General features: G+C 43.1%; 12 protein-coding genes. 6 read left to right on the forward strand and 6 right to left on the reverse strand.

The window, feature by feature from the left end:
• Positions 1-44 precede the first annotated feature (44 nt).
• Entirely contained in the window at positions 45-242 is a 198-nt protein-coding gene (locus ACO05V_RS03365) for a hypothetical protein (protein ID WP_421847495.1), read from the forward strand.
• 75 nt (positions 243-317) lie between these two features.
• Positions 318-1493: an aldose 1-epimerase family protein gene (locus ACO05V_RS03370; RefSeq protein ID WP_421847497.1), complete on the forward strand. Its 1176-nt coding sequence runs from the start codon at positions 318-320 to the stop codon at positions 1491-1493.
• Here ACO05V_RS03370 and ACO05V_RS03375 read toward each other — a convergent pair.
• The 4 genes from ACO05V_RS03375 to ACO05V_RS03390 all read right to left on the reverse strand — a co-directional run bounded on the left by ACO05V_RS03375 (position 1462) and on the right by ACO05V_RS03390 (position 5264).
• A complete protein-coding gene (locus ACO05V_RS03375) occupies positions 1462-1872 on the reverse strand; it encodes a gamma-glutamylcyclotransferase family protein (protein WP_421847499.1) in 411 nt (136 codons plus the stop codon). The two genes, ACO05V_RS03370 and ACO05V_RS03375, sit on opposite strands and share 32 nt — an antisense overlap.
• Positions 1873-2006: 134 nt before the next feature.
• Complete coding sequence (locus ACO05V_RS03380; protein ID WP_421847501.1) at positions 2007-3116, reverse strand: bifunctional transcriptional activator/DNA repair enzyme AdaA; 1110 nt, start codon at positions 3114-3116, stop codon at positions 2007-2009.
• 195 nt (positions 3117-3311) lie between these two features.
• Positions 3312-4421 carry a methyl-accepting chemotaxis protein gene (locus tag ACO05V_RS03385; RefSeq protein WP_421856861.1) on the reverse strand — a complete coding sequence of 370 codons (1110 nt, stop codon included), beginning with the start codon at positions 4419-4421 and terminating at the stop codon, positions 3312-3314.
• A 15-nt stretch (positions 4422-4436) separates the two neighbouring features.
• Positions 4437-5264 carry a cache domain-containing protein gene (locus ACO05V_RS03390; RefSeq protein ID WP_421847503.1) on the reverse strand — a complete coding sequence of 276 codons (828 nt, stop codon included), beginning with the start codon at positions 5262-5264 and terminating at the stop codon, positions 4437-4439.
• Between the two features lie 440 nt (positions 5265-5704).
• Here ACO05V_RS03390 and ACO05V_RS03395 point away from each other — a divergent pair, with 440 nt between their 5' ends.
• The 4 genes from ACO05V_RS03395 to ACO05V_RS03410 all read left to right on the forward strand — a co-directional run bounded on the left by ACO05V_RS03395 (position 5705) and on the right by ACO05V_RS03410 (position 10179).
• Positions 5705-6466, forward strand: a complete 762-nt coding sequence (locus tag ACO05V_RS03395) for a sulfite exporter TauE/SafE family protein (protein ID WP_421847505.1) — start codon at positions 5705-5707, stop codon at positions 6464-6466.
• Positions 6467-6712: 246 nt separating this feature from the next.
• Complete coding sequence (locus tag ACO05V_RS03400) at positions 6713-8206, forward strand: pectate lyase family protein (RefSeq protein ID WP_421847507.1); 1494 nt, start codon at positions 6713-6715, stop codon at positions 8204-8206.
• Positions 8207-8504: 298 nt separating this feature from the next.
• Positions 8505-9539, forward strand: a complete 1035-nt coding sequence (locus ACO05V_RS03405; RefSeq protein WP_421847509.1) for a GGDEF domain-containing protein — start codon at positions 8505-8507, stop codon at positions 9537-9539.
• A 22-nt stretch (positions 9540-9561) separates the two neighbouring features.
• Complete coding sequence (locus ACO05V_RS03410) at positions 9562-10179, forward strand: FMN-binding negative transcriptional regulator (RefSeq protein WP_421847511.1); 618 nt, start codon at positions 9562-9564, stop codon at positions 10177-10179.
• Positions 10180-10260: 81 nt separating this feature from the next.
• Here the strand turns inward: ACO05V_RS03410 and ACO05V_RS03415 are convergent, their stop codons facing one another.
• Both ACO05V_RS03415 and ACO05V_RS03420 read right to left on the reverse strand, forming a co-directional pair.
• Positions 10261-12426 (reverse strand): methyl-accepting chemotaxis protein, encoded by a 2166-nt coding sequence (locus ACO05V_RS03415; protein ID WP_421847513.1) that lies wholly within the window; start codon positions 12424-12426, stop codon positions 10261-10263.
• 596 nt (positions 12427-13022) lie between these two features.
• Positions 13023-14198: an MFS transporter gene (locus ACO05V_RS03420; protein WP_421847515.1), complete on the reverse strand. Its 1176-nt coding sequence runs from the start codon at positions 14196-14198 to the stop codon at positions 13023-13025.
• Positions 14199-14239: the final 41 nt, after the last annotated feature.

A 14239-nucleotide genomic window follows, 5' to 3' on the forward strand; every position in this document is an offset into this window, starting at 1 on the left:
AACCTTAAGCCTAGGTTGGACACTTAAGAGGTTAGGGTTCTACGATGAAATTTATCCTTTTGGTTTTTATTCTGTTTTCGGTAGTTGGCTGTAGTAAAAAAGCCTTATATAGCAATCTACAACAGAGTCATATTTCTGTTTGTGAGAAATTAAAGTCTAATCAATATGAAGATTGTATGAGTCAGTACAGTGACTCTTACGAAGACTACACCGCAAAACGCCAAGCAACATTGAATAAATAGCAGATTTTATCTTCGTGACTAGCCTTGTTATCTAGCTCGCGCTAGCATGAGGAAATTTTCTTTGGAGCTTGGCCAATGTTTCAACTTGTTCTTCTTAGTAATCAACAACATATCGATGTAGCGAATTTGTCACTGACTGCCGAATTAATGGGCTTACCGAAAGAGGTTCCTATTAGTGTGCAGCAGACGTGTCTGATGGGCGGCAAGCAAACAGGCTCGCGTTTGATCACTTTGACGGTAGGCGATTCTGTGATTCGTGTTGTGCCGACTCGTGGTATGACAGTGCTTGATGTTGTCAGAAAAGATAAGGCAGGGAAGGACATACGCTTTGGTTGGGATTCGCCAGTTAAAGAAGTGGTTCATCCTAGCTTTGTTAATCAAGAAGCGTCTGGTGGTTTAGGCTGGTTAGACGGTTTTAATGAGATGATCGTGCGTTGTGGTTACCAATGGGCAGGGCATCCCGGTCAGGACGGCGATGAGTTTTTGACCTTGCATGGTCGTATTCAGAACACGCCTGCCGACGAGGTGATTTTAGAAGTAGAGCAAGTGCCGCCTTATCGTGTCACTTTACGTGGCCGAGTCGATGAAAAGCGTTTTAAAGCCACCAACTTTGAACTGCAAACAGTCTTGTCATTAACGCCAGACAAGCCTTATTTATTGGTTGAAGATACCTTGACTAACAAAGGCAGTTATCCGCGTGAATACCAAGCCATTTATCACAATAACTTTGCTCAACCGATTCTTGAGGATGGCGCGCAACTGCATGTTCCTATGGCGGAATTGTCACCGTTTAATGACTACGCCGCTGGTGGTTTGAGCGATTGGAATCAGATGCCTGCACCAACTCAAGACTTTGACGAAATGGTGTTTAATATTCGCCCGCTGAGTGACGAGAATGGTTTTTCCCATGCGTTATTACATAATGCAGAGGCAAGCCGTGGGATTGAAGTGAGTTATCAAACCGATACCTTGCCAGTGCTTACCGTGTGGAAAAATACGGACACACTGGAACAAGGCTATGTGGTTGGAATCGAGCCGGGCACTAGCTTTGCCTATAACCGATCTTATCAGCGCGAGTTAGGCTTGGTGCCGACAATTGAGGCTGGCGAATCCAAGCACTTTGTGGTGCGTTTTGGTTTGTTAACGGATGAAGATCAAGTCAAAGCCAGTGTGGCGAATATTGCCCAATTACAAAGTACTCAAACGGCTCAAGTATTGTCTACGCCGATTGTGCGCCTTGGTGAGGCATAGAGGTTCGTGAGTATCGTTCCCAATCGCCTGCTTCCATATACGGCGCGTGGTCTAGGGATTTGTTGTACACGTAAATCCAGCCTCGACCGTAGGGCGAGAAAACGCGTTTTCTAATGTACAAAGAACTATCTGGCGTCTTTGGGTCATAACCTTCGAGTTGATCCAAAGATTCGAGTATTTCGTCTGATACGTCATACCATTCGACGCGTATCCGACCGCCGCTTTCATGAGTCGACACAATGGCAGGAAAGTCTCCTAAATTGTGCATGCGAAACCCAGTCAACCAACCTAAGCCGATGCGTTTGCAGTCGGCAAGAAGTTTGTGATTATTCAGCCCCTCACGAAGCGTTCCATATACAGCAACAATGTTTGTAGGCATGTTGAATTCCATCTAATGACAATCAAAGTGTAGAAGATGAACTTGCTTAACGGTCATTTCAAGCCTTGTAGCTGGAAATTACGTTGCCATGACACAACCTTGATGCATTCATGAAACTATTGGCATTTTAACGATTAATCGCTATTGCCTTGAAGATTATGGCAATGTGTTTTTTCATGATCAAGCAACCAGCGTTTTCGTTCTAATCCGCCAGCGTAACCGGTTAAACTGCCGTCTTTGCCAATTACTCGATGACAAGGAATAACAATGGCGATACGGTTCATGCCATTGGCTCTGGCGACGGCTCGAACAGCCTTTGGGTTATTTAGTCGCGTGGCTTGTTCTTGGTAGCTAGCCGTTTCCCCAAATGGAATCGTGCCAAGCATTTGCCAGACAGCATTTTGGAAGTCGGTTCCTGGTGTATGAAGTGGCACGCTGAAGTCGCTACGTTTACCTGAGAAATATTCTTCCAGCTCTAGTTTTAGTAGCTTGATATGCGCATTTTCTCCAGCAACAATCGGCGCTTTTAAACGGCGCTGTAAGTCTTCAAACTCGGTTTTCAGCATGCGTCGGTCGACAAATTCCAATAGGCAAATTCCTTTGTCAGTGGCGCAGACAAACATAGGGCCAATGGGTGTTGTCAGCCTATCGAATAAAATCACAGCATTCTCCAAATTTAGGGTCGGTGCATGACCGAGTAACTTTTTAAAAGTGTAACCGAAACCACTCAAAGAATCGTAGCCTGAATCTAACGCAGTATTGGTGGCGCTTTTGCCTGTCTTTAACTCTTGAAACGCATAATTGATACGATACATGCGCTGAAAGGTTTGAAACGTCATGCCGTAATGTTGATTAAACCAACGGCGTACAAAAATGGGCCGTATTCCTGCTTCGCGTAATTCTTGGTCGGTGATTTTTGCCTTAGTACAATCTCGTACAAGATTCATTGCCGCTTGTACTTCATAAGGCGCTTCATGAGCGTTTTCAGTGGGTCGACAGACTTTACAGGGACGAAAACCTGCGTCCATGGCGTCTTTAAAATGCGTGTAAAACTCTACGTTTTCACGCTTTGGTTTGCGGGCTCTGCATGTCGCAATGCAAAAAATAGAGGTGGTTTTGACAGCGACAAAAAACACACCGACATAGCTCGGCTCACGGTTGAGTAAGGCTTGATAATAACCATCGGCTTGTTTTTTATCTGTTATTAATATGCGTTTGTCCGTTTTTTGAATAATGACTGACATCTTTTGTATTTGATGTCGTATTTAGTTAGGTTAGCTTGATTCTCAATGAAGCAACAACCGAAAACTGGACGAGTATTTTTATTGTTTTTAATTGAGCTATCGATTATTTCTATTTATCAGCGTATCTCATAACGAAAAAAACCTAATGTCAGTTGTTCGACGTTAGGTTTTTTTAAGGTCTTTTAGAAAGAAGGATTAACTAGATTTGAATCGTTCTACCATGCCTTGCAATTCATCTGACAACTTATTCAATGTCGTGGCGGTTTGCGATACTTGATTCGCAAGGTCGTTGGATTTAATCGTGCCATCGTGAATGACAACAACATTGGTATTAATTTCTTCGGCAACCAAGTGTTGTTCTTCGGCGGAGGCGCTGATTTGAATCATCATGTCTTTTATTTCCAGAACCGAACTGAGTATTTTTCCGAACACTTCATGGGTTTGAGACGCTAAGACAACAGAATCTTTTGCGACGCTGACACTGTGGTTCATCTTTGTCGCGGCGAAGCCAGTTTGTTGCTGCAACTTGGTGAGCATTCTGTCGATTTCTTCTGTCGATTCTGCGGTGCGACCCGCCAAAGTACGAACTTCGTCGGCGACCACGGCAAACCCTCGGCCTTGCTCGCCTGCTCGTGCGGCTTCAATAGCGGCGTTCAAGGCGAGCAAGTTTGTTTGTTCTGCGATGGCTTTGATCGTATCTAGAATCCCGACAATACTTTCAGATTCTTTGGCGAGTTCGATCATGCTTTCATTAGAACTGTGAATTTCTTTTTCTAGTCCATGCAAAGAATCCATCGTTTGTTGAATGAGCTTATTGCCTTCTTTGACTTGTGTTTCGCTGTTTTCAGCGGCAGAAGCGGCGCTGCTACAATTCGAGGCCACTTCATTGGCGGTGGCAACCATTTCATTGAATGCCGTTGAAACATGGTCAACAGAGTTAACTTGATGAGAAACAACCTTGCTGAGTTCTGACGAAAGGCTTTGTGATTGGTGGGCAACTTGACTGATGTGACTAGAAGAGGATTTTGCGTGGCTGACAATACCGTCAATTGAAGAAACAAACTGATTAAATGCCAACGCCATTTGACCAGATTCGTTTTCTTCTTTTACATCAAGACGCTGCGTTAAATCACCTTCTCCATGGCTAATATTAGTCAGGCGATCCGCCATCACTTTGACAGGACGAACCACAACGCCGGCTAGGAATACCCCAATAAAAGCAAAGGCAATGATCATCACACCAGCAATGCCCGCAGTTTTCCAGATTAGGTTGTTTGCTTTTGCGTATATGACATCACTGGGCACCAAGCCGATGAATTTTCAGCCGAGTTTTGGCGAGGTGTAGACACTGGCAAACCAATTATCACCATTAAATTCGATATCTTGAAGCGAAGAGGCGTTTTCTAATTGGGCGTAAGGCAGGGACGCTTGGTCGAGCTTTTTAAAATTATTTTTAGGGTTTGAAGGGTCGGCTAGGATGGTTCCGGTATCTTCAACCATGACGACATAACCTTGCCCGCCGAACTTCACAGTTGCTAGCATGGCAGTCAATTTTTGTAGGCTAACGTCGACACCAAAGGCACCAAATTGGCCTTCTTTGCCATCAAAACGATGCACATAATCCACCAGAGGCGCATTGGTTGCAGCATCTCGGTAGGCGGGAATACGAATGGATTTGTTTTCATTGATCGAACGTTTGTACCAATCTCGCGATAAAGGGTCGTAGTTATCTGCATTTTTACCATTGGGCCATTGAAGGTAGCCTTTATCTTGTGTGCCTAACCAAATAAAAGCCAAATCAGGGTGTGTTTGGCCAAAATCATCCATTAACTCAAAGGCGTTTTTTTCCAGTGCGGAATTATTAAGAGGAGTCATTGTTTGAGAAGGTTTATTTACATAGCTTTCAATGCTGCCTGGCGTAAGTTGAGTAATCGCATTCGCACGTGCGAAAAAGGCCGCATTCTCGGAGAGGTTATTCAAGTACATAGAAAATAACGCATCAACATAACCAATTTCAGATTGGCTCTGTTGTTCGAACTGGGCTTTGGCATCGGCTCGGACTTGATTAATAACGACTACGGACACAATTAGAACAGGCAGAATAACGCCAGCCATTAGAAGTGCAATTATTTTTTTTCGAATAGTCATTTGTCGTATTTACCTTTATTAAATAAATATAAAATCATCCGGTTTTATTGTAAAAAAATCCGGTAGTTTTAAATATATAGCCTAATTTACCTAAGATAAAAATATAAACACAGATGCTTTATTTTGGCGATAAAAATTTCTTATGTTATCTGGATTTTGTTCTCAAATTCGCATTTAAAATACATTTTCTTCTTTCATAATATCTTATGAATATTACTCTTTAATGATGTTTTCTGATCATGATGAATAAGGCTATAAGTAAAAAATATCAGTGGCTAATGTGCTTAATCGTGTATTTTTACAGAGGTGATGTATCTGTCATACGGCGTTTTGGTGCAGGCTGTGGGTAACCTTTGTCAAATGACACAATTCTCCTTATTATTCGCTCCTCTTTTTTTATTCTCTCCTGACTCGTTCTAGAGTCATTTAAGGACGATATTATGGATTACAGTTTATTCACCGTTGCTCTTTTGATCGGTACAGGTTTCATTGCTGGCATTATTAATACGCTGGCTGGTGGGGGTTCTAACCTGACCTTGCCAGCGCTGATGGTCATGGGCATGCCTGCTGATATCGCCAATGCGACTAATCGTGTCGGGGTGTTTTTGCAGAATGTGGCAGCGACCTTTGGCTTTCGTAAAGCGAAAAAGCTGGATAACGCCGATATTTTGCCGGTGATGATTCCGTCTTTACTTGGTGGTGTGGTCGGTGCGTTTGCCGCCAGTTATGCGCCAGAAACTTGGCTCAAACCTTTATTGCTGAGCGCCATGATTGGCATGACGTTAATTATGATCGTTCGTCCAACTATGATTGCGCCCCCAGAAGGCACAATACCATTCAAAGTCTCGGAAAAACCAAGCGCTTGGATTGCCTTGTTTATCGCCGGTGTCTACGGTGGCTTTGTTCAAGCTGGCGTTGGCTTTATCCTAATTGCCGCCTTGGCTGGCACTTTGCGTTACGACCTTGTTCGCACCAATGCGTTAAAAATGGTCTGTACCATGGGCTTTACTACCTTGGCGCTTGGCGTTTTTATTTGGAACGATCAAATCCTTTGGATTCCCGGATTGATCCTTGCTTCTGGCACCATGTTAGGTTCGACTGTTGCGGTGAAAATGGCAATCAAAGCCAACCCGAAACATCTGAAATGGTTTCTTTTCATTATGACAGTTTGTGGAAGCACCGCAGCATTGTTGAATGATTAGCCTAAAAAGAACGGCAAAACTAAAAAATCAAAACATCGTTTTATTTATTTCTCTTTCCTGATAGTCTAGCGATTCATATAGAGTGTTTTTTATTCAATTTTCAGTCAGTGGACGGTCTTGAATGAAAATGAACGCCTTGCTTAGGAAGGCACTTTATATGCGTGCTAATAAAAATAATAATGCGATTTGAAAGTGCACATGACGAGCTCTTTAGCTTGTGAACTTTCAATATCTTAGGAGACTAAAATGAATAGAAATATTTTAGCGGCGTCCTGCCTCGCAGTGACCCTAATTGCAGGATGCTCAGGGGCTGGTGTGGATCGAGTTTCAGGAATATCAAGTGCTGATCTGACTCGTTCTGTTTTACCTTTAAACGATGGTTGGGCCGCGGCCGAAGGACAAGTCACCGGCGGAGCCAATGCAATTGATGCTCATATTTACACCGTGAGCAGTCGCAAAGCCTTAGTTGATGCTCTGAAAGAAGCTGGCAACGCACCGAAAATCATTCATATCAGCGGCACAATTAATTTGTCGTCCGATGATCAAGGTCGAGAGCTAACGGAAGCTGACTATCGGGTTGCCCCTTATAGTTTCGAAGAGTATAAAAATGCTTACGCGCCTTCGGTTTGGAATGTAAAACCGCTCATCAAAAAACGTCCTAATAGAAAACTGACAGGACCGCAGGAAGAAGCTCGCAAAGCCTCATCGAAGAATCAAAAAGACCAGATCGTGATTGATATTCCTTCCAACACCAGCATTATTGGCCTAGGTAAGAATGCCAAAATCATCAAAGGCATGTTGCAAATAAGTTCAGGTGTTGAAAATGTTATTATTCGTAATATTACCTTTGAAGATGCTTTTGACTACTTCCCAGAATGGGATCCGGGTGACAGTTTTAAAATCGACTCCAATTACCCAGGTTGCATGGATGAATACGCCGATGCTTCCCATGGGCCACAAATGTGTCCAGGCGGGCGTTGGAACTCTGAATATGACTTGATCTCTATCAATGGCGGTAAGCGTGTTTGGATCGATCACAGCACTTTCTCAGATGGCGATCGTCCCGATTCTAAGTTTCCACCAGTGTATCCGTTCCCACAGAATGAAATTACACAGAAAGTTCAGCATCATGATGGCTTGGTTGATATCACCAATCAGGCAGATCTCGTGACGATTTCTAACAGTTATTTCCATGATCATGATAAAGCCTTCCTGATTGGTAATAGCGATGGTAAAACCGCAGACAGAGGCTATTTGCGCGTCACGCTGCATGGTAACTACTTTGATAATGTTGGTCAGCGCATGCCACGGGTTCGTTATGGCAAAGTGCACAGTTACAACAATTACTTTGTCGGCAATGCAGAAGGTGATGGTGTCGGTGCAAATGCTTACGAGCGCCATTTGAGCTCATTAGATCATAAGCCAAAGCACAATATCGTTCGCCAGGCATTGGGAGCAGGAAAAGAATCTGCTATTTATTCCGAGGCCAATGTGTTTGAAATCAAAAATGGCGATCCTTCTCATGCTATCGGCAATATGAAAGGAAAAGTGGCTTACGATCAGGGCTCTATGTTCAATGGCAAAATGATTGATATCGTTGAAGAAGCGAACAAAGCAAGCGGCAAACCACTTTCTAAAGAGGTGGGCTGGACGCCAACTTTGTATGGTCCAACGCCTGTTTTGCCTGCCGCAGACGTGATTGACTACGTTAAACAAAACGCAGGAGCTGGCAAGCTATAGCAATGAAAAAATAGAGCGTGTTTTCACTTATGCCGATGTCATTTCAATCGAAATACATCGGTTTTTTTTTGGTCATCTTCTCGCAAAAAGACAGTTTTTTCTATCAAAAAATCCTGCGTTCAACAGCTAAACCATTATTTACATTATATTTATTCTTTTTCTTAATAAGTTCGTTTACTCTTCAATAAAGGAATGGTGTAGGCACATCTTTTGATGGCGTGATAATGAGTTATGCTAAAAATTAGCGCTCTACAATTACGTAAGGAATGACTTATTTTTAAAGACAGAGGTCTACTTTGTGATATCGCTTTTAGAGCAATGGTTTGGCACTCAACGTACGCATCCTGACTTTCGTTTCCGCGGATTTTTATTTTCAGCGCTGCTATTCATTTCTTCTAGTTTCGCTTTCTTCATTTATTATGATTCGGTCATAGACTATTTTCCGCCCATGTTAATAGCGAACTCTGTTTCGTTTTTCTTTAGTGTCATGGGGGGCTATTATCTGCTGGTAAAAAAACGGCCTCAGGTTGCCGCTATAATTTTACAACTAATTGTTTCTATTGATACTTTTATACTTATTTTAGTTGATGGTAATGAAGAGCTTGCTCTCGTTTTTGCATTTCTAACGCCGGTGATGGGGGTGTTTCTTTTAGGCTATCGCTATGGGTCGATATTGAGCCTTGTCTATTTTGCTGGTGTTTTCTATTTCTGTTTTACACAAATGGATACATGGAAGCCAGAGGCATTTCTACCTATCAGCTTGATACACTTTTCTTTTATTTATTTGTTGTTATTAATAGTGTCATTTTTTTATGACACGAGTCGTCGAAAAGCCTACCAAATGATGGAAGAAGCTAATAGTCAGTTACAAGAATTGGCCACCACGGATGTACTAACTAAACTGCGTAACCGGCGTTATATAGAAGATCAATTACTGAATGCCACCAGCAATCATTATATCGCCATGCTGGATGTGGATGATTTTAAAAAAGTGAATGACCAGTTTGGTCATGATCAGGGTGACAAAGTATTAATCGAGCTCGCTAATGTTTTAAAAAGTAATGTCGACTCCCAGGATATAGTAGGCCGTTGGGGCGGTGAAGAATTTATTATTATTTTTGCAGAACAAAGCCTTACTCGTTTAGAAAAAACACTACAACAACTGAATCACAATGTTGCAAATACGAATTTTTCCATTGAGCGACAGATTACGATTAGTATCGGGTTGGCGAGTCATAATGTCGATAGTCACAGAGACAGCTTAAGAGCGGTTGATCAAGCGTTATATAATGCTAAAGCTGACGGAAAAAACACCTATAGTATTGCTGCTTAACTCTATTTGAAGGGACGTTTACGTGTACACACCAAAACACTTTGCAATAACGGATCAAGCAGAACTTCTCGACTTTGTTAAAGCCTTTCCTTTCGCGACGCTAGTTTCGAATGGCGAAGACGGCCTAAACGCCGAGCATATTCCTATGTTGGTTCATGTCGATGCCGATAATAGAGTTTTCTTGCAAGCTCATATCGCCAAGACTAATAAGCTTTGGCAGAACCTAGCGAATCAGGCGGATGTATTGGTGATTTTTCAAGGTGAAAACGCCTACATCACACCGAACTGGTATCCTTCCAAAAAAGTCGACGGCAAAGCGGTGCCAACCTGGAACTATCGAGCTGTCCACATCAAAGACACAATCAACTTTATCCATGACGTTGAATGGAAACTATCGTTACTGGAAAAACTCACCAATACCCATGAGCAGAAACAACCTGCACCTTGGTCAATCTCCGATGCGCCCCAGGAATACATCGACAGACTGCAAGCGGCTGTCGTTGGTATTGAAATCGCTGTGACCGATATTCAAGGTAAATTTAAACTCAGCCAAAACCAAAGTGTCGAAAACAAAAAAGGTGTACAAAAGGGCTTAGCTCAAACGCAGCATCCTATGGCTGGTTTAATGAAAACGTCTTAGTAAAGGCTTCACTCTATTCGACAAAAAAATGGCCTCCGATATAGGAAGCCATTGTCTACTTGTCTTAGCTGATACTATCGGTTATTTGGTTTTAAACTGTTTAATCAATTCACTTAAGTCGTTAGATTGCTCGGTGAGCTCGGTTGCTGCCTGAGCACAAGCCTCTGAGTTGCGGCTGTTATGAATAGTCACTTCATCAATTTGACTTATGCCTTCAGAAACTTGCTCTGCCCCCATGGCTTGTTCGCCTGCGGCTTGTGCAATCTCCGCCATCAATGACGACACTCGGCTGATATTTTCCTCAATATTGGCCAATGCAACCGTTGTTTGGGAAGTCAAATCAATGCCACGCTGGGTTTTTATTGAGGATGCATTAATAAGCTTAGATGTTTCTTGAACGGCTTGTGCGCTTCTTGCCGCCAAGGTTCTTACTTCATCTGCTACCACGGCAAAACCTCGGCCATATTCTCCTGCTCTTGCTGCCTCTATCGCAGCATTTAATGCCAATAAATTGGTTTGATTCGCAATGTCTTCAATAGTGCTGATAATGCTGTTGATGTTATTTCCAGAGGTTTCTATCTCTATCATTGCGCTACTCAATTCATACATTAAGGCGTTGCCATTTTTCGTAAGATCATAGCTGGTTTGAGATAGGTTGCTTGCTTCTTTCGCGTGCCTTGCACTTTGCTGAATTTGTGCTGCGATTTGTGTCATTGTCGTACTAATTTGCGTGACAGAGGCAGAGGATTCTGTCGCACCGCTCGCTAAATCATGGCTTAAATCGGAAACAGATTGGGCATTATGTTCTATCACGCCACTTCTTTGAGAAATTTGTGACACGACATGGTTTAAATCGCCTACCATTTTTTCAAGTGATCTACCTAGTTGGTCTTGGTCCGAGGCGAGCAAAACTTTCACGGTTAAGTCTCCTGCCGCAATTTTCTCTGCGACGTTAACTTGTTTTTGCAAAGATTCAGCCATGTCATCTAATGCGGCCGCTAATTGGCCAACTTCATCCTCAGAGTGATAATTTAACCGGCTATCAAAGCGGCCTTTTGCTATGTCTTGAGCCATCTTGACGGACAGCATAATAGGTCGAGCTATCTTATTGGCAATCATCGTTAGCCCTAACATGGCTAAAATAGTGACGGCTACGCCAATGATTAATTGATACCAAATGGCGGTTGAATTATCAGACTCAAGTTGATCACTGAGTTGCATGACTTCTTGGAGAACAACGTTCTTATCGACCTCTAAAGTAATGCCCCATTTTATTCCCGAATCACCAAGGCTAATCGGCACTAAAACGGTATAGACATCGTTTTGTGTATTGTCTTCAGAATAGGATTTTCCTTTCTTGATCAAGGCAATCATATTCGCTGCGTTATCACCGTAAATCTTTGTTGCGCTTTGCCCAATGATTCCTGGGTTTAGACTGTCGGCAACGATAAGGCCTTTATCTGTTGTGATGGAGACATGTGATTTCCCACCATAGATTTGAGTAGAGACGTCCTTGGCGAGCTGCTGGACAAAATCTAGGTTAAAATCTGTCCCCATGACACCCAGAAACTTACCATCCACAATGACAGGTGCCGACATGGTTGCTAACCACACAGGCTGACCTTGAACAATATAAGGTAGCGGTGCCGTGACGGTTTCTTTGAGTGTGTTTTTGGGAACTTGGTACCAAGCCCCTTTCACGATGCCATTAGGATGTTGTTCAGTTGAATCGTATTCTACCAAGGGCTGAACACTGATATTGCCATTACTATTACGAGTCCAATAAGGCGTAAACCGCCCTGTTTCAGGATTATTACCACCTTCAGTATTTGCCATCCTAGCATCTTGTTGATCAAACGCATTGGGCGCCCAAGCGCTGTAAGTACCGTTTAACAGCTTATTGTTTTTTAATACAGCTACTAAAATATCGTTCAAAGAGGTACGAGTTAAATTGTTCTCATTATTGGCGGCGCCATAAGACTTCATTGCCGATACTGACGTAGCAAGGGTTCTAGCGAGTCCTAGGCCTTCATCGATTCTTTGACTAATTAACTGTGCTGACTTGGCAGAGGCTTCTTTTAATTCCCGCAATGAAACGTCAGCCACTAAAGTGGAAGTTTGTCGAGAAACGGATTGCTGAGAAGCTGAAGACGTATACACACTAAAACCCACAATTGCACCGGATGTGGCGATAAGACAAACCCCAGCAGCCAAGGCAATTTTTGTTCTGATCGATTTGATACTCATAGAGAACCTTCGTAATGGATGGCAAATAGCCGGAGAACGATCACGAATTCAAACAACCAAACATAAACGCAGGCAGCGCGACGAATGATGAAAGCGTGGATCCAAATAATCCCCATCAATGGGCTAAGGTCTTGAATCCATTCGTATTGATTTAAAGATAATAGAACTGTTATTTTGATATCGTTCGGCTTCACTAAGGTAAGATACGATAGGTAGGCATGGCATCAGCAACACATTTAATTTTGTTGGCTAATGTTAGAAAATCGATATTTTCAGTGAGAAAAAAGATACGAGCAAGATAACGAAAAAAAGATGAAAATCCTTTTCCGTTAGACGGTTTAACCATAGTAGTAAAAACACTAAATAACCGAGACTAAACGTTATTTAAGTCGCTTTAACTGAAAAACGTACGAAGGCATGATTCATGTCAGGAAAATAGACCATAAACATATTCCACCGCAAACGCGTCTCGCCTGATTTCTTTGGCATCAATGTTTATTGTTTAGAAGGCTTCAGCACCGAAGGTATTCCGGTGCGAGCAACGATGGGCGCGGGGATGCTTTGATTAATATCTTGAGCAGTCCCCGCTTGTTAGGTTAAGAAGATGTAACTTGTTCGTTACCTTGGTTTGAAGGGCTACGTTTTAATAGCAATACCATGAGCAAACCAAGTACTGCGGTTCCTGCCCCAGCTAAGGCTACGGAAGGCAATCCAAGCCCTGCACTTATTACTCCTCCACCTAATGCCGCTCCTAACGCATTGCCAAGATTAAACGCGCCAATGTTCATGGCCGAAGCAAGGTTCGGCGCTTCGCTGGCTTCATGTACCACCAAAGATTGCAATGGTGGAACCACAGCAAAGCTGGCTATTCCCCAGAGAAAGATAAGTGGCACAACGATAATTGAGGAAGACATAGTGACAGCAAAAATCACTAATAACAGAATCACCGCGATTAAAGAAACAATCAAAGTGCCGTACAGGGAACGATCTGCAAAGCGTCCACCAAGAATATTACCGACCGCAAGCCCAGCACCGTAAAGTACCAACATGGCTGTTACAAAAGTTGTTGAAGCATGGGTTTCTTGTTGTAGGATTGGTACGATGTAAGTGAATACCGTAAACATCGAACTGGCACCCACCACAGTTAATAGCAACGCCGCTAAAACCGGGCCTTTGCCCAGTACAGCCAATTCATTACGAATATTCGCCCTGTCTTTATTGACCAACGGCGGCAGGCTTAAACGCAGTGCCACCATTGTTACTAATCCAATAGCCGCAATACCAAAAAAGGCATTTCGCCAGCCGAATGTTGTCCCGATAAAACTGGCTAATGGCACACCGCCAATGGTTGCTATGGTGAGGCCCGAAAATATGGCAGCCACAGCCCCAGCACGTTTGTTCGGTTGCACTATGTTGGTCGCCACCACAGCACCAACACCGAAGAACACACCGTGATTAAACGAAGTCACAATACGTCCAATCATCAAGGCGCTGTAGCTGTCAGCCAAAGCACTGATTAAATTACCGACCGTAAAAATCCCCATAGACAACACCAGCAAACGACGGCGCGGCATGTTGGCAAACAGCAAGGTCATGATAGGTGCGCCAATCAAAACTCCAAAGGCATAAGCGCTAATAAGCATACCTGCCGTTGGGATCGATACGCCCAAATCGCCCGCAATCACCGGCAACATCCCCATGGGGGAAAATTCCGTCACACCAATTCCAAAAGCACCAATGGCCAACGCCATTAATGGAAAGTTGATCTTCATGTTTATCCCTCGTTTATTTATGACATGAAGGAATATAACGC

It is taken from the genome of Marinomonas sp. (assembly GCF_965225885.1).
Lineage (GTDB): Bacteria > Pseudomonadota > Gammaproteobacteria > Pseudomonadales > Marinomonadaceae > Marinomonas.

Excerpts from the sequence above, each read along its gene's own strand:
- ACO05V_RS03365 (WP_421847495.1), top strand. The coding sequence starts at position 45 with ATGAAATTTATCCTTTTGGTTTTTATTCTGTTTTCGGTAGTTGGCTGT.
- ACO05V_RS03370 (WP_421847497.1), top strand. The coding sequence starts at position 318 with ATGTTTCAACTTGTTCTTCTTAGTAATCAACAACATATCGATGTAGCG.
- ACO05V_RS03375 (WP_421847499.1), bottom strand. The coding sequence starts at position 1,872 with ATGCCTACAAACATTGTTGCTGTATATGGAACGCTTCGTGAGGGGCTG.
- ACO05V_RS03380 (WP_421847501.1), bottom strand. The coding sequence starts at position 3,116 with ATGTCAGTCATTATTCAAAAAACGGACAAACGCATATTAATAACAGAT.
- ACO05V_RS03390 (WP_421847503.1), bottom strand. The coding sequence starts at position 5,264 with ATGACTATTCGAAAAAAAATAATTGCACTTCTAATGGCTGGCGTTATT.
- ACO05V_RS03395 (WP_421847505.1), top strand. The coding sequence starts at position 5,705 with ATGGATTACAGTTTATTCACCGTTGCTCTTTTGATCGGTACAGGTTTC.
- ACO05V_RS03400 (WP_421847507.1), top strand. The coding sequence starts at position 6,713 with ATGAATAGAAATATTTTAGCGGCGTCCTGCCTCGCAGTGACCCTAATT.
- ACO05V_RS03415 (WP_421847513.1), bottom strand. The coding sequence starts at position 12,426 with ATGAGTATCAAATCGATCAGAACAAAAATTGCCTTGGCTGCTGGGGTT.
- ACO05V_RS03420 (WP_421847515.1), bottom strand. The coding sequence starts at position 14,198 with ATGAAGATCAACTTTCCATTAATGGCGTTGGCCATTGGTGCTTTTGGA.